At 39.6% G+C, this 17,968-nt stretch carries 18 protein-coding genes and 5 pseudogenes; 13 read left to right on the forward strand and 10 right to left on the reverse strand.

The window, feature by feature from the left end:
- Positions 1-142: 142 nt before the first annotated feature.
- Together moaA and QUF78_RS12880 are read right to left on the reverse strand one after the other, a co-directional pair.
- Positions 143-1,156: a GTP 3',8-cyclase MoaA gene (gene moaA, locus QUF78_RS12875; protein ID WP_289324953.1), complete on the reverse strand. Its 1,014-nt coding sequence runs from the start codon at positions 1,154-1,156 to the stop codon at positions 143-145.
- 432 nt (positions 1,157-1,588) lie between these two features.
- Positions 1,589-1,807 (reverse strand): hypothetical protein, encoded by a 219-nt coding sequence (locus QUF78_RS12880; protein ID WP_048683094.1) that lies wholly within the window; start codon positions 1,805-1,807, stop codon positions 1,589-1,591.
- 270 nt (positions 1,808-2,077) lie between these two features.
- Here QUF78_RS12880 and fdhF point away from each other — a divergent pair, with 270 nt between their 5' ends.
- Genes fdhF through QUF78_RS12900 form a run of 4 tightly spaced genes read left to right on the forward strand, consistent with a single transcriptional unit; the run spans position 2,078 to position 6,018 of the window.
- On the forward strand, positions 2,078-5,059 hold the full coding sequence (fdhF, locus tag QUF78_RS12885) for a formate dehydrogenase subunit alpha (protein WP_289324954.1): 2,982 nt from the start codon (positions 2,078-2,080) through the stop codon (positions 5,057-5,059).
- Positions 5,034-5,552, forward strand: a complete 519-nt coding sequence (locus QUF78_RS12890; protein WP_057219147.1) for a helical membrane plugin domain-containing protein — start codon at positions 5,034-5,036, stop codon at positions 5,550-5,552. Before fdhF ends, QUF78_RS12890 begins: the two co-directional genes overlap by 26 nt.
- A complete protein-coding gene (locus QUF78_RS12895) occupies positions 5,552-5,785 on the forward strand; it encodes a heavy-metal-associated domain-containing protein (protein ID WP_048683086.1) in 234 nt (77 codons plus the stop codon). Before QUF78_RS12890 ends, QUF78_RS12895 begins: the two co-directional genes overlap by 1 nt.
- 38 nt (positions 5,786-5,823) lie before the next feature.
- On the forward strand, positions 5,824-6,018 hold the full coding sequence (locus QUF78_RS12900; RefSeq protein ID WP_289324955.1) for a hypothetical protein: 195 nt from the start codon (positions 5,824-5,826) through the stop codon (positions 6,016-6,018).
- A gap of 247 nt (positions 6,019-6,265) precedes the next feature.
- Here the strand turns inward: QUF78_RS12900 and QUF78_RS12905 are convergent, their stop codons facing one another.
- Positions 6,266-7,321, reverse strand: a complete 1,056-nt coding sequence (locus tag QUF78_RS12905; protein ID WP_289324956.1) for a P-loop NTPase — start codon at positions 7,319-7,321, stop codon at positions 6,266-6,268.
- Positions 7,322-7,907: 586 nt separating this feature from the next.
- On the reverse strand, positions 7,908-9,035 hold the full coding sequence (locus QUF78_RS12910; protein ID WP_034306249.1) for an IS110 family RNA-guided transposase: 1,128 nt from the start codon (positions 9,033-9,035) through the stop codon (positions 7,908-7,910).
- A gap of 242 nt (positions 9,036-9,277) precedes the next feature.
- Between QUF78_RS12910 and QUF78_RS28010 the strand changes: the two are divergent.
- A pseudogene (locus QUF78_RS28010) lies at positions 9,278-9,437 on the forward strand (IS110 family transposase); the annotation flags it as partial.
- A gap of 40 nt (positions 9,438-9,477) precedes the next feature.
- Here the strand turns inward: QUF78_RS28010 and QUF78_RS12915 are convergent.
- Positions 9,478-9,570: pseudogene (locus tag QUF78_RS12915) on the reverse strand (VOC family protein); the annotation flags it as partial.
- Between QUF78_RS12915 and QUF78_RS12920 the strand changes: the two are divergent.
- Positions 9,571-10,041, forward strand: a complete 471-nt coding sequence (locus QUF78_RS12920; RefSeq protein ID WP_289324957.1) for a DDE-type integrase/transposase/recombinase — start codon at positions 9,571-9,573, stop codon at positions 10,039-10,041.
- Between the two features lies 1 nt (position 10,042).
- Complete coding sequence (locus tag QUF78_RS27835; protein ID WP_353957942.1) at positions 10,043-10,267, forward strand: IS3 family transposase; 225 nt, start codon at positions 10,043-10,045, stop codon at positions 10,265-10,267.
- 169 nt (positions 10,268-10,436) lie between these two features.
- On the opposite strand, the gene QUF78_RS12925 is transcribed toward QUF78_RS27835, so the two are convergent.
- From QUF78_RS12925 to hxlA, 3 genes are all read right to left on the reverse strand, one after another.
- Positions 10,437-11,153, reverse strand: a complete 717-nt coding sequence (locus tag QUF78_RS12925; RefSeq protein ID WP_289318553.1) for a 3-ketoacyl-ACP reductase — start codon at positions 11,151-11,153, stop codon at positions 10,437-10,439.
- Between the two features lie 137 nt (positions 11,154-11,290).
- Positions 11,291-11,848 (reverse strand): 6-phospho-3-hexuloisomerase, encoded by a 558-nt coding sequence (hxlB, locus tag QUF78_RS12930; protein WP_289324958.1) that lies wholly within the window; start codon positions 11,846-11,848, stop codon positions 11,291-11,293.
- 7 nt (positions 11,849-11,855) lie between these two features.
- Positions 11,856-12,503 carry a 3-hexulose-6-phosphate synthase gene (hxlA, locus tag QUF78_RS12935; RefSeq protein ID WP_289324959.1) on the reverse strand — a complete coding sequence of 216 codons (648 nt, stop codon included), beginning with the start codon at positions 12,501-12,503 and terminating at the stop codon, positions 11,856-11,858.
- A gap of 203 nt (positions 12,504-12,706) precedes the next feature.
- Here hxlA and QUF78_RS12940 point away from each other — a divergent pair, with 203 nt between their 5' ends.
- The 5 genes and pseudogenes from QUF78_RS12940 (at position 12,707) to QUF78_RS12960 (ending at position 16,008) form a co-directional block, all read left to right on the forward strand.
- Positions 12,707-13,072 (forward strand): winged helix-turn-helix transcriptional regulator, encoded by a 366-nt coding sequence (locus tag QUF78_RS12940; RefSeq protein WP_063593816.1) that lies wholly within the window; start codon positions 12,707-12,709, stop codon positions 13,070-13,072.
- A 221-nt stretch (positions 13,073-13,293) separates the two neighbouring features.
- On the forward strand, positions 13,294-13,470 hold the full coding sequence (locus tag QUF78_RS12945) for a hypothetical protein (protein ID WP_289324960.1): 177 nt from the start codon (positions 13,294-13,296) through the stop codon (positions 13,468-13,470).
- Positions 13,471-13,544: 74 nt separating this feature from the next.
- Positions 13,545-14,053, forward strand: a pseudogene (locus tag QUF78_RS12950) (type 1 glutamine amidotransferase domain-containing protein).
- 96 nt (positions 14,054-14,149) lie between these two features.
- Positions 14,150-14,866, forward strand: a complete 717-nt coding sequence (locus tag QUF78_RS12955; protein WP_289324961.1) for an SDR family oxidoreductase — start codon at positions 14,150-14,152, stop codon at positions 14,864-14,866.
- Between the two features lie 251 nt (positions 14,867-15,117).
- On the forward strand, positions 15,118-16,008 hold the full coding sequence (locus QUF78_RS12960) for an aldo/keto reductase (protein WP_289324962.1): 891 nt from the start codon (positions 15,118-15,120) through the stop codon (positions 16,006-16,008).
- 197 nt (positions 16,009-16,205) lie between these two features.
- On the opposite strand, the pseudogene QUF78_RS12965 reads toward QUF78_RS12960, so the two are convergent.
- A pseudogene (locus tag QUF78_RS12965) lies at positions 16,206-16,778 on the reverse strand (recombinase family protein); the annotation flags it as partial.
- A gap of 126 nt (positions 16,779-16,904) precedes the next feature.
- Between QUF78_RS12965 and QUF78_RS12970 the strand changes: the two are divergent.
- On the forward strand, positions 16,905-17,339 hold the full coding sequence (locus tag QUF78_RS12970) for an OsmC family protein (protein ID WP_289324963.1): 435 nt from the start codon (positions 16,905-16,907) through the stop codon (positions 17,337-17,339).
- Positions 17,340-17,601: 262 nt separating this feature from the next.
- On the opposite strand, the pseudogene QUF78_RS12975 reads toward QUF78_RS12970, so the two are convergent.
- Positions 17,602-17,715 (reverse strand): annotated as a pseudogene (locus tag QUF78_RS12975) (6-phospho-3-hexuloisomerase); the annotation flags it as partial.
- Positions 17,716-17,968: the final 253 nt, after the last annotated feature.

The raw sequence follows: 17,968 nt of genomic DNA on the forward strand, positions 1-17,968 counted from the left end.
AACGATACTTTACTTCAATACCAGAAGCTGATTAGCAGCTCTTTTTTGTATGAAAACAAATAAGCCCTCCATAATCAAATTTTTGAATTAGGGATGGAAACGTTGCCATCCCCCTTTATGATTGAGGAGAACTTGCTGTTTGTCACCCGCCTATGAATGACATTTCGATTTTATCCTGTTTTTTCACTGTTCCCGCTGACCGCTCATCCGAATAGCGGTCGTCCCTCTGGTTCCAAAGTGAAATGATGAAGCAAGTCAATTCTTCATCTGACATCTTGGAACGGAGCAATGACTTTAAGTCATGCCCCTTTCCATTAAACAGGCATGTATATAAACTTCCGTTAGCAGAAAGACGAGCACGGGTGCAACTGGAACAAAAAGACTCAGAGACGGATGTTATAAAACCCACTTCGGTTGTAGTTCCCTTATACCGGAAGCGTTGTGCCACTTCTCCAAAATAATCTTCTTCAACTGGTTCAAGATCAAATTTTGCTTGGAGGATTTCGAGTAACTCTTTTTTTGTAAATACATTCTTCATCTGCCAACCATTTGTATGTCCGACGTCCATGAATTCTATATAACGTAATTGAATGCCCTCTTCTTTACAAAACCGTGCCATCGGCAGAATTTGAGATTCATTGTTTTCTTTTTTCACTACCATGTTCACTTTAACTCCAAGGCCTGCTTCTTTGGCAGCAGCTATACCTTCTATGACAGGCTTTATCCCGATACCCCTGCCGTTCATCTGCTTAAAAAGTTCATCATCCAGGCTATCTAAACTGATATTCACCCTCTTTAATCCCGCTGATTTCAAATTCCCGGCTTGTTTTTTCAGAAAAACACCATTTGTAGTCAAACCGATATCTTCTATACCTTCAATTTTGACGAGCTTTGAAATAAGAGTTGTAAGGTCTTTCCGCAGTAAAGGTTCACCGCCTGTCAATCTTAGTTTTATAACTCCCAAGCTTGCAAATATTTTAGAAAGCCTTACGATTTCCTTAAATGACAAGAGCTCACTTTTAGGCAAAAATTGAAAATTATCATGAAAAATTTCAGCAGGCATGCAATACTGGCAGCGAAAGTTACACCGATCAATGACGGAAATCCTTAAATCCCTTAGTGGTCTGTCCAATGAATCTTTTATATGACGGTTCACTTAACCACTCCCATCCCCAAGTATTAGAAAAAAACAGATCATAAAAAGTGGCGCCACGGTCTAAAGCTTTTTGGCGTTCACTTTCAGTTAAAGAGCTGATGAATAGTTTTCTACTTTCAAAAAGGTTATTAATGTATATGCATCTAACATCAAATAATTAAGAGTATCAGTAAAACTTCTTACAAACTCCTCAAACTCTTTGCTTTTTTGCTTATTCTTAACCCTTTCAAAATCCAAATTACCTTCAATTTGTAGATTGGTTTAGGTTTTCTGACAGAAGACTTGAAAGTTAACGGACTAGCTTAAGGTAATACGGTTATTGTTAAAGATACAAGAAGGACCCCATCAAGATGGGGCCATTTTACTGTATAAAAAGGGCGAAAAAAAAACTTCACTCTGGGAAATAATTAGTGAAGTGGGGCCGGTCCCCTATTATGGCAGCATGTAAATGGTGTTATGCGGCGGCTGTTCCAGTTTTGATTGTCGGAGGCGTCCTTCTTGTACAAGTTCCTGCAATCCTTTTTCGATATGGGAGATGGAGGTTTCTAGGAGGTCTGCAACTTTCACCGTAGAGATGCTCATGTATTTTGGTTTCTTTGATGAGGACATGATCATTGATTGAACTAGCTGCAAAAGAATTTCTTTTTCCATAGCTTCGGTTCGCCTGCCTTCAGTTAAATTTCTTTATATATGTAGACTCGATTCGCTATCAACAAATCATCTCCTATAAACTTGCCAAAAAAGAAAGGTTTAATACACTGTGGTTTTAGAATAATTTTTAAGGGCTGTAAAAATATATTTTATTTTATTTTATTCATATCCTTTTTGGGAATACTAGGATGAATCAACAGCATTTGCTGGTGTATGGCTTAATTATTAAAATAATTCAGCTTAACGGCAGCGAAGATAGGAGGGAATCACATGTCTGACCATTCTTTTTCCATACGAATCAACGAAAAGGAATTAACAGCACAGCCAGGTCAAACGATATTGCAAGTCGCCCAAAGTCATGAATTGTACATTCCAAGCATTTGTTATCATCCCGATCTGGGGACGATCCAAACTTGTGATACATGTTTTGTGCAGGTGGGTGGGGAATTGGTCCGTGCTTGCTCGACAAAGGCTGTTCCAGGTTTAACGGTTGATACAATGTCAAAGTCTGTTAAGGATGCCCAGTATGAAGCGATGTCACGGATCCTAGAAAATCATGAACTGTATTGTACTGTTTGTGATAATAATAACGGCAATTGTACCGTCCATAATACTGCCGAATACTTAGAGATTGAGCATCAGAAATATGAATTTAGAGAAAAACCCTACCCTCCGGATAATTCCCATCCTTTCTATAGGTATGAACCGGATCAGTGTATTTTGTGCGGCCGGTGTGTTGAGGCCTGTCAGGATTTACAGGTCAATGAAACCTTAACTATTGACTGGGGAAGAGAAAGACCAAGGGTTATCTGGGATAATGATGTTCCAATTGATGAGTCTTCTTGTGTATCCTGTGGACACTGTGTGAACGTGTGTCCATGTAATGCTTTAATGGAAACATCCATGCTCGGTGAAGCAGGATTCTTAACAAACCTACCGGCTCCAATTTTAGAGCCTATGGTTGATTTAATTAAAGAAGTGGAGCCTGGATATAAAGAAATTTTTGCGATATCAGAAGTGGAAGCTGCCATGAGGAAAGCACGGATTAAGAGGACTAAGACGGTTTGTACATACTGCGGTGTAGGCTGCAGCTTTGAAGTATGGACAAAGGACAGGCAGATTTTAAAAATTCAGCCTACCCATGAAGCTCCCGTTAACGGTATTTCCACCTGTGTAAAAGGGAAATGGGGCTGGGATTTTGTTAACAGTGACCAGCGCTTAACCAAGCCTTTGATTCGTAAAAACGGAGAGTTTGAAGAAGCGACCTGGGATGAAGCGTTAGATCTGATTTCAAGTAAGCTTACGGAAATAAAAGAAGAGTATGGACCTGAATCCATTGGAGTGATCGCTTCTTCCAAGTGCTCCAATGAAGAAAACTTCGTGGCGCAAAAATTTGCACGTGCGGTTATCGGAACAAACAATATCGACAACTGCTCTAGATACTGCCAATCTCCGGCTACTGCAGGACTCTTAAGGACAGTAGGATTGGGGGGAGATTCTGGAACTATCCAGGATATTGAAACTGCAGACTTGGTTATTGTAATTGGTGCAAATCCAGCAGAATCTCATCCCGTCCTCGCTACACGTGTAAAACGGGCTCATAAGCTATTTGGACAAAAATTATTAGTAGCTGATATTAGAGAGCATGAGCTAGCACAACGTGCGGATTTCCTCTTGCATCCTAAGCCAAGTTCTGATTTAATCTGGATTTCTGCCGTAACGAAGTACATTATCGATCAAGGTTGGCATGATAAAGAATTTCTGGCGAATCGTGTATCAGGCGTAGAAGAATATATTAAAACACTGGATAAATTCACCATAAGCTACGCAGAAGAGATGACCGGACTTTCGCAGGAGGAATTAATCAAGGCAGCTACAATGATTCATGAAGCTAATTCTGTCTGTATCCTTTGGGCTATGGGGATTACCCAGCATTCCGGCGCAACTGACGCAAGCACTGCCATTTCAAATTTATTGCTGATTACGGGAAATTATGGCCGTCCAGGTACAGGTGCCTATCCCTTAAGAGGCCACAATAACGTACAGGGAGCCTGTGATTTCGGTACAATGCCATCATGGTTTCCTGGTTATGAGCCAGTCGGAAATGCCGAGGTTAGAGAAAAGTATGAAAAAGCATGGGGCGTTGAAATTCCAAAAGATCCTGGAATGGACAACCACCACATGGTAGAGGCAATCCACAAAGGAAAATTAAAATCCCTTTATCTATTTGGAGAAGAAATGGGGCTTGTGGATGCAAACTCGAACCATGTTCAAAGTGCATTTGAAAAATTAGACTTCTTTGTCGTACAGGATATTTTCTTCTCGAAAACGGCACAATTTGCCGATGTTGTTTTACCGGCATCACCTTCACTTGAAAAAGATGGGACATTTGTAAATACGGAAAGGCGCATTCAAAGGTTCTATAAGGTGTTTGATCCGCTAGGCGATTCGAAACCGGACTGGCAGATCTTCCAGGAAGTAGCGAACCGTATGGGTGCGAATTGGAATTATTCGCACCCAAGTGAAATTATGGATGAAGCAGCCAGTCTTGCTGTCCTATTTGCAGGTGTGAGCTATGACCGTCTTGAAGGCTTTAACAGCCAAGTTTGGCCGGTTCACAAAGATGGAACGGATACACCTCTATTATATGAAGACAAATTTGCCTTTAAGGATGGAAAGGCAAGGCTGTTCGCTGTTGACTGGACTCCTCCATATATGGCAGGAGAAGAATATGATCTCCATTTAAACAATGGACGTTTGCTTGAGCACTTCCATGAAGGAAATATGACGTACCGGACAGAAGGACTTATCCATAAGGTACCTGGCACATGGCTGGAGGTATCGCACGAATTGGCGGAGGAACGCAATCTCAGTGACGGTACATTAGTTAGATTAAGTTCACCATATGGACAGGTTAAAGTAAGGACGCTTGTTACGGACCGGGTGAAAGGCAAGGAAATTTATCTCACGATGAACAGCTTTGAGGACGATGAAGCTGTCAATTACCTGACAAGTAGCTATCATGATCTAGTTACACATACTCCTGCATATAAGGAAATCGGTGTTAAAATGGAGATTTTAGAAGCAACTGGTGAACCGCCATTGCCTAAGCATAACCACCGGTTTGGTAACAGGAATCCGCAGATCAGCGTTCGGGTTGAGGAAAAGTGGCAGCGTGACGATTTTCAAGCGATAGAAGAGTTATTTGGAAATGGGGGGGAAGCATATGGCGAAAGCAATCAGGCAAATTAATAAACAGGTTCCAAATGCGATGGAAGAACAAGCTCAGTCAATCGGGGAAATATTAAAAGCTCTTGCTGATAACAAAGAAGGGATTCTTTCTGCACTCGCCATATTAAAGAATCTACAGGAAATTGGGATTCTCGATGCGCTTCATGCCATTTTGGAAAATCGTACAGACGTCGGCGTTATAGCGATGCAGCAAGTTAACCAGCCTGGTATGCATAACACCATCAAAAATGCCATTTACCTTTTCAATTTCATGGGCACCTTAAAGCCTGACCAGCTACAATCTATGCTGGGCGGTGTTACAAAAGGCCTTGACCATATGGGCGAAAGCATCAAAAACCATGAAAAACACAGCTTATGGAAATTAGGTAAAAGCTTGAGAGATCCAGAAATCAAAGCGGCGATGACAACCATGGTTGAATTCCTGCATGGTATGGGTGAATCATTTACACAGCATCCTTCACAGGAACTTCATCCAGAAGGAGGACAAGGGTGATGGAAGAACAAGGTGTTATTAAGATTCATGGACCGCTATCGGAAAAAGATTCCGACGAAATCATTCGGTCATTAAACGGTGTATGGGGCATCCTCCAGGCTGATGTAAATAAAGAAAGTGGAGAAGCAAGAATTGGCTATGACAAAAATGCCGCTTCATTCCAGGATTTTCAACAGGCCATCAGAGACTCAGGCTACGATATAAAAACGGAAAATCAAAATTCACCTCACTAAGAGGAGGAAGATTATGCAGATTTGTGAATTATGCGGCAGTGAGCAGGAAATGGAAACAGAAGAAACTGAATCAGAAAGAACCAGAATTCTTCATGTCTGTGAAAACTGTCAGAACGACAGAGCTTTCAACTATTTTGACAACTAAAAGAAGACGTGAGAAAAGGGAATCCGATTGTGGAATTCCCTTTTTTTATGGCAAGGCGGTAAGAGCAGCTGCCAGTTTGGCTGTATAAAGCTGTGAGTTAATCCAAATAGCAGTCCACATATGAGCGAGAGTACTTGAAGCTGTGACTCAGTCAGCATAAACCAGCTCTGATTGCGATATAAAGAAGTTTTAGTCACTAAAATTGCCGTATGGCCACTAAAAAATTCATTTAGAGTTATACTTTAGTCTTACCGGGTTTAACTTTACGTTCCATACCCTAAGAAACCAGAACCTTCATAAAAAAAGCGATATAAAAATCTATATCGCCTTCCATTTTATTGAGCATCCTTATATAACACATCTTCTGCCAGGGATCGGAATAGCTCTCCTACCAGTGAGTCTTCGTCATATACAGAAGTACCTGCTGCTTGTACAGGACTCGCAAAGGGGACTCGTGCGATTACATCTGTTTGAAGCCGTTCAGCCAGGCGTTCTCCGCCGCCTCTTCCAAAAAGGTAATTCCGTGTGCCATCGCTTTCTTCATAGTAGGCCATATTTTCAATTACGCCTAATATGTCATGTTTCGTATGACGCGCCATGACCCCAGCTCTTGAGGCAACATGCGACGCTACATTATGAGGAGTAGTCACAATCACTTCCTTTGCCTGCGGAATCATGGCAGCCACATCAATTGCCACATCTCCTGTACCTGGAGGCAGGTCGAGAAGCAGATAATCCAGTTCGCCCCAATGGGTATTGGCAAGGAAGTTTTGAATCCATTTATTCAGCATCGGCCCCCGCCACATAACCGGGTTATTATCCTCTGCAAAAAAACCCATGCTCATTACCTTCACATCATGACTGAGAACTGGTATTGCAGTTTTGCCGATCATAGTCGGCTTTTCATTAATCTGCATCATGGACGGGATGCTGAATCCATAAATATCCGCGTCCAAAATTCCTACCTTTTTCCCCATTCTGGCGAGGGCAGCAGCCAGGTTGATGGTAACGGTCGATTTCCCAACGCCGCCTTTGCCGCTGGTTATCGCGATAAAGCGTACCCCGGAATCATGGCTCAGCATCGACGGCATCCCGCTTTCCGTTGTTGAATTCTTCTTCAATACTTGAGTTAATGAAGCTCTTTCTTCAGGACTCATGGCCCCAAAGCTTACATACACATTTTCAGCACCAATGCCTCGAAGAGCATTTTGAACATCTTCTTTAATCTTCGCTTTTAAGGGACAGCCCTGAATGGTTAATACAACCTCAAGACTAACATCTGATTCTTCTATTTTTACGTTTCTAACCATTTTTAACTCAACAAGGCTTCTGTGAAGTTCTGGATCCTGCACACCACTTAAAACTTGCATCACTTGTTCCTGTGTAATCATTTTATAACATCCTCTAATGTTTTTATCCTCAGTATGGTCATTTTTTATAAAAAAAAGACTGAAAAGATTAGGTGTCCTTTAATCTTTCATCAAAAATTGTGTAATGTCTTTAAGGCAGCTTTTTCTTTATGCAACTGATATGAACGAAACTGTCAACCCACCACACCCAAATGTTTTTAAATGGTGTTTCATTCAGCTATGAATAGAGTTATTCCTTGTTCAACTTATAAACCAAATATCCTTTCGGATTTAGCTTGTCAAGGGCGTACTTTCCCTTGATAAGCTAAATCGAAATGGATACAATTCTAAAAGTTGAACAAGGATAACCTTAAAAACTTGGCACGAAGGCAAAAACGTTGACGGTGGTATACAAACTGATATGCGTGGGTTGGTTACCACATTTCACTCCATCCGTCACGGAGCTGCCTCGGACTAACGGCGCACGTTCAGTTCCTAGACCTAGTGCATAGTTGCACATGAGGGTTCTCCTTCCCGGGGGTTTGCCTTCGAGCCAAATCTTCAATTCTAAATCACAAAATTATGATTCGATAAAATCATTTATTACATAATCTTACTTTCGATCTACTTAAGCAACATTCGATACACTTACTTGCTTATCCTCAATGGCACAACCGATAGCCCAAATAAAACCAAGTAATTCTCTGGCTACTGCAACAACAGCTACTTTTCCACCTTTTCCTTTAGCAGAGATGCGATGATATTTCATATGAAGACGGTGTTGAGCTTTCCAAGCAATACGTTTTGCCTCTGGATCTTGACCTTCTTGACGTTTAAGCAATTCACCTTTAAGAGATGGTCGATGGCGATAAGACCAACAAACTTCTACTATGGAACGACGAATTTGGGAGTTTCCGGTTTTCGTAATGGAACCTTGCCAACGACTAGACCCACTCGAGTATTCCTTTGGAACAAGTCCAGCATAGGACATCAGTTGTCTTGGGTTTGAAAAGCGAGAAAACTGTCCAATTTCAGCTACCAAAGTAACAGCTGTGACTTCTGCGACTCCTCTTAATGTTTGAAGAGCTTGAATTACCGGAGCATGTTCACTTTGAAGGGCTTCTTCATGAATTTGAGCTTCGATACGTTTCATACGATCTTCAACTTCATTGATTGCATGAAGATATTCTTGAAAAACAATACGTTGAGAAGCTCTTTCAAATGTTAATCGTTTTAACCATTCACGATGTTTTACGGACCAATTTCTAACTCCTTGCGGAGGACGTATTCCATGGCGAAGTAAGAAGTGAACAAGTCTCTGGCGAGAACTTTGTAAATCCTCACGAGCATCATGACGAGCACGAATTAAGTCTCTCAATGCTTCATGATCTTCATCTGGAACCCATACAGAAGTAAGCTCTCCAGCGCGAAGTAGCTGAGCTAATCTAATAGAATCTCTTTTATCTGTTTTTACACGATCGCCCGATCGCTTTGGAATAAGGGAGGGTGCGACAACCATACAATCAATGTCCATAGATAGAAGAAATCGATAAATTCCATACCCAGAAGATCCTGCTTCATAACATACTAATAGGCTTTCAGGCTTCCCTAACTTTTTCATCAATTTGCGAATATCCTCTGGTTTATTTTGAATAGTTCCATGAAATCTAGGTTCACCACGACCAGAATCAGCAATCGCAACAGCAATTGAATCTTTAGATACGTCTAAACCAACAAATTTTTGAACATCCTTCATAATATAGGCTCCTTTTCGTGTGTAGCTCTACACTTGGTTTTTTATTTTTGGTAGTAACATTATGACCAAGTGCAATCTACGTTAAGCGATGGGAGCCGTTTTCGTTCATTATGACTAAAGGGTCAGCATTCCTGTAATAACTGAAAATGAGGTTTGAACGAAAAAAGACATCTTGATAAGATGAATGTTTCCTAAGCTGGCCAGCTAAAAAAGGACAAAACACATCTATTTGGAGGTCTACAATGAATAATAACCAAAATCATAAAACCACTCAAATGACTTCTGAAACCCTAATTGTCGGAGTAAATCCTAGCCAAGCACAATCATGTCGCGAGAGCACAGGATTTTAGAGGATTGGAACGGGGTAAAACGTGTTTCTTTGAAAATACGAAAGCAGGATTTTCCTTAACGTATGTTTTCCGCATTTTGTTGGTAGGACCCCTTCTTCAGGTTTTTCAACTTCGGCAAAACCTAAAATATTATTTAAAAATTTTCTTGCAGTGTCCTCACTACCTTTAGGAGCAGCGAGCTGAATATGGTCAACTCTTTAACAAGTTGGTTAATCCAATCTAGAAACGACATTTCCATCGTAATTATAGCTTTCGGTGGCATCCGTTTACTTAGACACTTTACAAATGCCAGATTGGAAGTTGCTACCACAATTGAAGGAGATTTGAAAAATATTACTAATCATAAAGAAGCATATGTCATTTCAAAAAACCTTCTTAATAGGGATTTTCATGCATCCAGATCTAATGAGAAATGGGTAACTGACATTACATATTTGATTTTTAATAGACAGAAACTTTTCCTATCCGCCATAAAAGACCTCTATAACAATGAAATCATTTCTTATCAAGTCAGCCGGAGAAACGACTTAACACTTGTAATAGTAACAATAAAAAAAGCAAAGAAAAAACGGGATGTTAAAGGAATTCTTCTGCATTGCGACCAGGGGTACCAATACACTTCCCACCAATACAATAACCTATTTGAAAAAATATAAAATGCAATCCAGCATGTCAAGAAAGGGAAACTGCTGGGATAACGCTTGTATGGAGAATTTCTTCAGCCACTTTAAATCGGAGTGTTTCTATATGAACTCCTTCGGTACCTCTGAAGAGGTTCGAGGTGCTGTAAGTATGTATATTCGATTCTATAACCATCATCATCGCTTCCAGAAAAAATTAAACAACCTGAGTCCATATCAATATAGAACTCAGGTTGCTTAATTAGTCTTTTTTATTTCTGTCTATTTGACAGGGGTCACTCCACAATACAGAGATCATCTTCTCTAGGCTGCCTAATCCCTTTTTTTACAATGTCCTTTACAAAGGGTACACTTTACAACAAGCATACTTCTTAACCAATATAGACATGAAGAGACGATCGCTTCTCAAATTAAGGATTAGTTGACCATAATCCTGAAGTCTTTACTAGGACTCTTGGATGAAGCTTTAACCCGGCTACAAGCAGCTCTGCTAAATCCTCTGGTTGCATAACATTTTCAGGATTTCCACTAATAAGATTGGTTTCAATGGCCAAATCAGTTGCAACTGTACTTGGTGTTAAAGCCGTTACACGGATATTATGCTTTCTTACCTCTAGCATGAGTGATTCCGTTAGTCCTAAAACAGCAAATTTAGAAGCGCTGTAAGCACTTGTAACAGGTGCTCCTTTTTGGCCCGCAGTTGAGGAGATATTCACAATATCTCCTGATTTTCTTTCAATCATATCAGGTAAAACGGCTCTTGTTACATTATATACACCCATCAAGTTTACTCGGATGATGTTTTCCCATTCTTCAGGAGTTAAATCAAGAAAACCGCCAAATTTAGCTATACCTGCATTGTTGATTAAAATATCAATAGAACCTAGGTCTGATTTGATGTGTTCAACAGCTTGATGAACTGCTTCAAGATCGGCTACATCTGCTGTTGCTGCTGAAACGTTCACATCATATTGCTCTAGTTCCGCGGTTACCTTTTCAAGATTTGACATCGTTAATCCAATCAATCCTAAATGAACTCCTTCTTTTGCTAAAGCAATCGCAGTTGCACGCCCGATTCCTCTGCCTGCCCCAGTAATTAAAGCAGTTTTTCCTTTTAATGAAATCATGCTATCATTCCTTTTTAAAAAATTTTAGAATAATTGTTAATAATAACAAAATAATGATTTAAAGACTAACCAAAAGACCGCAAAGTTTCTTTAGTATGTCTGCGGTCTTTTGGTTATTACATTCTTAGGACTATGTTTTATTCAAGATTGGCATGTCTGCCATACATCTTATTGGTATCTAATCCCTTTTTCTCCATGAATCTCAAGATGACGGCATCATAAAAAAGTAAAAGGGTCTGCTCAAATAGTGAGCCCATTGGTTGGATGGTTTTATAATCGCCCTTTGATTGGTCTTTCGGGGATCCAGGCAATTTAATGGTGATATCTGCTAACTGTCCAATAGTGGAATCAGGGAATATCGTGACAGTTACAATTTTACCACCAATGCTTTTTGCTTTTTCAGCCATGGAGACTAAGCTTTTCGTTTCCCCGGATCCTGATCCGATGATTAAGATATCCTCTTTTTCAAAGTTGGGAGTTACAGTTTCACCGATTACATAAGAATCAATTCCCATATGCATCATCCGCATGGCGAAGGATTTGGCCATGAATCCTGATCTGCCTGCACCGGCGACAAAAACTTTTTTCGATTCAAGTATCCCGTTGACGAGTTTTTCAGCTTCTTCATCTGCGATTAAGTCAGCTGAATGATTAAGCTCTTTTAAGATTTCTGCTAAATATTGAGTCGTCTGCATCTTAGGATTAACCTGCTGTAACCGTTTGTTCTTTGATCATTTGTTGCATTTTGGCAGCAGCAGCTTTTTTATCAGCTTGTCCAGTAATCCCGCCGCCTACAATGACAAGGTCCGGATTTACTTTTATGACTTCTGAAAGTGTTTCTAATTTAATGCCGCCTGCGATGGCCGTTTTAGCATTTTTAACCACACTTTTGATGGTTTGTAGATCTTCAAAAGAATTTTTTCCGACTGCTTGAAGATCGTAGCCCGTGTGAACACAAATATAATCCACGCCCATAGTATCCACTTCTTTAGCACGTCCAGCAAGGTCTTTTACCGCAATCATATCGACAAGGACTTTTTTACCCTGTTTTTTCGCTTCTTCTACAGCACCTTTAATCGACATATCTTCAGCCGTTCCAAGAATAGTGATGATATCAGCACCTGCTTCTGAAGCTTTCATCACTTCATATCCAGCAGCATCCATAATTTTCAGGTCTGCTAATACTTTTAAGTTAGGGAATGCTTCTTTTACTGCCTTTACTGCATGGAGACCTTCGTTGATCACAACCGGTGTTCCGATTTCTACGATATCAATATGCTCCTCTACTTCTTTTACCAATTCGATTGCTTCTGGAATGTTGACTAAATCTAATGCTAATTGTAATTCCATCTATGTTTCACTCCTCATAATTTTTTAAGTTTGTTGCACAGTAGTAATTATGCCCATTACTCACTTTCATTTCTCCTGGCAACCGTAACCTTGTTAATAATGGTACAGTGTTAGTATAATGTGTATATTAAAAGTGTGAAAGTACGCACTTTATTGTTACATAGTGTTAAAAAGTATACTATATAGAAGTGGAGGTGAAACAAATGTCACGTATGCAGGAAAAAATGTTTAACTGTGAAAAAGAATTAACGCTTTATGTTATTGGCGGTAAATGGAAAATGCTGATTTTGTGGCATTTAGGAAAAGAGGGAACGAAGCGATTTGGTGAGCTGAAGGCTCTTATGCCGGGCATTACCCAACGAATGCTTGTTAACCAATTACGCGAGCTAGAAGAAGACCTCATTGTTGAACGAAAAGTCTATCCTGTTGTTCCGCCAAAAGTAGAATATTCATTGACCGAACAAGGAAAAAGCTTAATGCCAATACTCGATTCCATGTATGAATGGGGTAAAAACTATATGGAGAATGTGATGGATACTCCTGCCAATAAAAGTGCACCTATTAAATAGCAATCATTCTAAAAAGAGGGGATTAAAAACCACAAGTAGACTTTTAATAAGTCAAGACTTGTGGTCTTTTTATTTGCAATGATCCAGTTCATAAAGGAAATAAAGGAGTACATTCTGGAAAAAAGGTAAATAATATTCCTGTGTTGTAAAGGATTTTAGCTGAACTGTTTTATAGTAAGGAATCAAGAATAATACATATTTTCAGGTGAGATGATGAAAAAATGCCATTAACAGTAAAGGAATTTGGTGTGGGAGAAGCAGAATTTGAAAAACACCTGAACCAGATGGCAGGAGCTTTTGAGGATCCTTGTACTCCGTCCAATCCACGAGAAGTATCGGTGGAGGATATGAAAAAAATCTATATTGCGGCTTACAACGGAGATAAAATCAACTTCTAATGAAGATAATCAGAACATGGTACGAAAATGAATATTTTTACTTCTGTTCTATGATTTTAAGGAGGTTAATGAACATGAGCAAAAAAATCGCTACGCTTATAACAAACCTATTTGAAGATGTGGAGTACACTGAACCAGTACAAGCCTTTAAAGAAGCTGGTCATGAAGTTATCACGATTGACAAACAATCAGGTAACGAAGTAGTAAAAAAGGCACAACCGTAAAAATTGATAAATCCATTGATGAAGTTCATCCTGCAGACTTTGATGCGTTGCTTATCCCTGGTGGATTCTCTCCCGATTTATTGCGTGAAGACGATCGTTTTGGTGAATTTGCAAAAGCATTTATCCAAGATGGAAAACCTGTTTTTGCCATTTGTCATGGACCACAAGTGTTAATCGATACACACCTTTTAAAGGGTGTCGACATCACTGGCTATAAATCCATTCGCAACGATTTGAAAAATGCTGGTGCAAATTTTAAAGACGAAGAAGTTGTCATCAGCAAAAATATTGTAACAAGTCGAGAACCAAAAGATATTCCAGCATTTAATCGTGAATCACTTAAACTTTTAGCTAAATAATGCTGATGTAAAAACGTAAATATTTCTAACTTGCGGATTCATTAATCAGGATCCACAAGTTGGTTAAACAAACGTATGAATAAAGGAGGAATTGCGTTGTCATTAAAAGGAAAACGAGTGGTTGTTTTAGGAGGTACATCTGGTATTGGTTTAGCCGCTGCTAAGGCGTTTATCGATGAATCCGCTCAAGTTATTATTGCTAGCCGTTCTGCTTCAAAATTATCTGACGCAAAAGTGAAGCTTGGTGGTAACGTAGAGGGCTATGAAATCGACTTTCGCAGCGAGGAAAAGGTTGCAGACTTTTTCAAGAAGGTTGGGAAATTTGATCACCTGGTGGTTACAGCAGGTGAAGGCGTTATGGGTCACTTTAGCGAACTGCCTGTTGCAACCGTAAGAGAGGCTTTTGATAGTAAGTTCTGGGGGCAGTATATTTCGGTTCGCGCTGCTCTTCCATACTTGAATAATGAAAGTTCTATTACATTAACTTCTGGTGTATATGGTGTGCGTCCTCCTCAAGGTACAACGACTCTAGCTTCCATTAATTCAGCAATCGATGGATTAGTACGAGGACTTTCAGTAGACCTGGCACCCATCAGAGTAAACGTGGTATCACCTGGTATCGTTGACACTCCTCTTTACGGCGGAATGCCAGAAGATCAAAGACAAGATATGTACCATGGGATTGCTAAGCAATTACCTGTCGGACGTGTTGCTCAACCTAAAGATATTGCTGAAACCTATGTTTACCTAGTGAAAAATGGGTTTACAACTGGCACATCGGTTCTTATCGATGGAGGAGCTCATCTGATCTAATCCATTTGATATCAAAGTCGATTGATAAATTTATTTAGAATAGATGAGGATGACTCAAAGTGTCAGACACTTATAGGCCATCCTCACTTCTTTGTTTTTTTTGCACAGACGGAAGCAGAAATGGCCATATCATGCAACAAAGAAGGATTTTTTTGGTTGCGGAAATTTTAAATATATGCGTAATTATACGAAGAGACGTTAACATTCTACTTCTATGATACCCAAATACATAAAAGAAAGGGTCGAGCCTAATGGAAGAAAAGAAAAGAGCGGAAATTAAAAATGCTTTAGCCAAACACGTGGTAACCCTGCCTGACGGCACTTCTTTACCTAGTCTAGGACAAGGAACATGGTACATGGGGGAAAATCCCCAAGTGAGAGACAAAGAAATAAAAGCCTTGCAGCTCGGCTTAGAATTGGGTATGAAACTTATTGACACTGCTGAAATGTATGGAAATGGAGACTCTGAACGCTTAGTTGGCAAAGCCATTAAAGGGCGCAGAAATGAAGTCTTTTTAGTCTCAAAAGTGTATCCCCATCATGCAGGTTTAGATAAGATTTCAAAAGCATGTGAAAACAGCTTAAAACGACTAGGAACAGACCACTTGGACTTATATCTTCTCCACTGGAGAGGACGTGTTCCTTTAGAGGATACAATTGAAGGAATGGAAAAACTACGTGAAGAAGGGAAAATTTTAAGATGGGGCGTCTCTAATTTTGACACGATTGATATGGAAGAGCTATGGAACACTAAGCATGGAAAAAATTGTGTGACGAACCAAGTGCTATACCATTTAGGTTCAAGAGGAATCGACTTCGATCTCTTACCATGGCAGCGTGAACATAACATGCCAATCATGGCCTATAGTCCCCTTGCTCAAGGAGGCTCTTTAAGAAGACAGCTTTTAAACGATTCAGCTATTCATGATATTGCTGACAAATACAATGTCCAACCATTACAAATCGCTCTTGCTTGGACCATCCGTTCGAATAACGTCATCTCTATTCCAAAAGCGGTTCAAGATGAACATGTTTTAGCAAATGCTGAAGCAGCAGCAATTGAGTTTACTGAAGAAGATCTCAGTAGAATAGATCAAGTATTTCCTAAACCTACTAGGAAAATGCCATTGGATATTATTTGAAAATTCACTTTAAAGAGGGAATATTTTTGGAGTTGCTGACAATCTAATAGGAATTTCAAAAAAACTGTGTAGAATTTATTCCATACAGTTTTTTTATCGGGGAAGTTTAATACCCTTTTCGAATTATTCCCGCATAACGTAGTAGTGCTAATTGGACGGCAAAGCCTAATCGATTGTAGTCCCGCGATGACTCGTGGATAAAAGGTATTTGGCTTTAAATCAAGACGCTTCATTCCTTCTGTCGAAGTAATAAATCCAGATTTCCACTCATCATACACCTGAATGAAATCAGCATTGATCTTGTACTTACGTCGCCCGAATTTCACTCCCTTATTCTTTGCTACTTCAATTCCTTCAGCCTGCCGTTGTCTATTTTTTTTACGTTCTTGCTCAGCGGCATAAGAAAGTAGACTTAAAAATTGGTCCTCCATTAACTTCCCAAGATCACCCATTCCCCGGAATTTCCGGCTATCAAAAGGCGTCTCATTCTCTAATACCACAATAGCTGGGTTTAACTTTCGAGTAATATACTTCCACTCTCGAATAATACCATCATAATCCCGACCTAATCGATCTAGTGCATCAAGGTATATCAAATCCCCTTCGCGAATGATTAGGAGCATCGCCTGATACTGCGGACGATTGAAATCTTTTCCACTTTGTTTATCAATGAAGATATAACGTTCTTCAATTCTAAGTTCACGAAATTTCTTAAGCTGTCGTTCTGTATTTTGATCCTTAGCTGAATCACGAACGTACCCAAATTCCAAAAATAGCCACGCCCTCTAAAATGTTCTTCTTGTCTTTTAACGAAGTGTTTGCGATACCCATCGAGTAAAAACATACGTGAATAGGCAAGATATATATGCATTTAATATATTGAAGGAGTGTTAATTATGGCTGATATGAAAATAAATGTGAATGCAATTTGGGATGGTGGGGTAACAGGGAATGGAACCCTTAAAGCGGAGTATCTGGATACAAAAATCGCTATTCCAACATCATTAGGAGGTAGTGGTAACGGAGCAAATCCAAAAGAGGTTCTCGTTGCTTCTGTAACAACTTGTTATGCAGCAACACTAACATTTGTGCTTGAAAGCAGAAAACTTCCTGTGGAAGAACTTACAGTGAACTCTGAGGCAAGTATATCTGATAATGAGTTTAAAATTATCCATTATCCTCACATCGTTTTATCTGCTGGCGCGACAGAAGAACAAATTCAATCTGCACAAAGAGCGACAGAAGCAGCAGATAAAGGGTGCGATGTCGGAAATATATTGAAAAAAGCAGATGTTAAAATTGAAGTTCAAGGTAAAGTTTCTGTGAAATGATATGATTCACCCAAAGATGTAGAAATAATCACTTTTTTGTTCAAATTTATCAATCTTCCACAATCGAGGCATTATCTAAAGTATGGAAAAAAGCCCAATTTCTCAATTTAATGCTGAGAAATTGGGCATTTTAATATTAGTATTTCCTTAACGTTGTAAATTTGCGTTTTGCTGGTGGTCCCCTTTATAAAAAATAAAAAGGAGCTAGTGTTATGCAGTTACCTGAAGACTTTAAAAATTTTTTAGGCATAAACCCATCTACTATCCCCATGTGCATCATTCGCATGGCAAAGGATTTACCCATAAGCCCGGATCTTCCTGCACCCGCTACAAAAACAATCCCATTAACCAGTTTTTCAGCTTCTTCGTTAGCTATTAAGTCTACTGAACGATAGTTTTGTACAGAAAGTCAATGCTTTTTGAACATTGAATGTCTTCCTGCCCTGTTCCAGCACATAATTTATGTGGAATCTCATCACTTTCCTCTATAAATTCCTGTGCACTTCTACACTTGTTAATCCATTTTACAATATCATCCTGAGAGGGTTTACTCTTTGACTCAATAAAGACTGCTTCAAAACGTTGTTTACAAGGATCCCAAACGAAGCAACAGAATCCATAGACATTGT

The sequence above is a fragment of the Peribacillus sp. ACCC06369 genome (genome assembly GCF_030348945.1).
Classification (GTDB): Bacteria; Bacillota; Bacilli; order Bacillales; family DSM-1321; genus Peribacillus.

What these genes read in the sequence shown, in the direction of transcription:
- QUF78_RS12880 (WP_048683094.1), bottom strand. Translation starts at nt 1,807, where the DNA reads ATGGAAAAAGAAATTCTTTTGCAGCTAGTTCAATCAATGATCATGTCC.
- fdhF (WP_289324954.1), top strand. Translation starts at nt 2,078, where the DNA reads ATGTCTGACCATTCTTTTTCCATACGAATCAACGAAAAGGAATTAACA.
- QUF78_RS12890 (WP_057219147.1), top strand. Translation starts at nt 5,034, where the DNA reads ATGGCGAAAGCAATCAGGCAAATTAATAAACAGGTTCCAAATGCGATG.
- QUF78_RS12895 (WP_048683086.1), top strand. Translation starts at nt 5,552, where the DNA reads ATGGAAGAACAAGGTGTTATTAAGATTCATGGACCGCTATCGGAAAAA.
- QUF78_RS12905 (WP_289324956.1), bottom strand. Translation starts at nt 7,321, where the DNA reads ATGATTACACAGGAACAAGTGATGCAAGTTTTAAGTGGTGTGCAGGAT.
- QUF78_RS12910 (WP_034306249.1), bottom strand. Translation starts at nt 9,035, where the DNA reads ATGAAGGATGTTCAAAAATTTGTTGGTTTAGACGTATCTAAAGATTCA.
- QUF78_RS12920 (WP_289324957.1), top strand. Translation starts at nt 9,571, where the DNA reads ATGGTCAACTCTTTAACAAGTTGGTTAATCCAATCTAGAAACGACATT.
- QUF78_RS27835 (WP_353957942.1), top strand. Translation starts at nt 10,043, where the DNA reads ATGCAATCCAGCATGTCAAGAAAGGGAAACTGCTGGGATAACGCTTGT.
- QUF78_RS12925 (WP_289318553.1), bottom strand. Translation starts at nt 11,153, where the DNA reads ATGATTTCATTAAAAGGAAAAACTGCTTTAATTACTGGGGCAGGCAGA.
- hxlB (WP_289324958.1), bottom strand. Translation starts at nt 11,848, where the DNA reads ATGCAGACGACTCAATATTTAGCAGAAATCTTAAAAGAGCTTAATCAT.
- hxlA (WP_289324959.1), bottom strand. Translation starts at nt 12,503, where the DNA reads ATGGAATTACAATTAGCATTAGATTTAGTCAACATTCCAGAAGCAATC.
- QUF78_RS12940 (WP_063593816.1), top strand. Translation starts at nt 12,707, where the DNA reads ATGTCACGTATGCAGGAAAAAATGTTTAACTGTGAAAAAGAATTAACG.
- QUF78_RS12945 (WP_289324960.1), top strand. Translation starts at nt 13,294, where the DNA reads ATGCCATTAACAGTAAAGGAATTTGGTGTGGGAGAAGCAGAATTTGAA.
- QUF78_RS12960 (WP_289324962.1), top strand. Translation starts at nt 15,118, where the DNA reads ATGGAAGAAAAGAAAAGAGCGGAAATTAAAAATGCTTTAGCCAAACAC.
- QUF78_RS12970 (WP_289324963.1), top strand. Translation starts at nt 16,905, where the DNA reads ATGGCTGATATGAAAATAAATGTGAATGCAATTTGGGATGGTGGGGTA.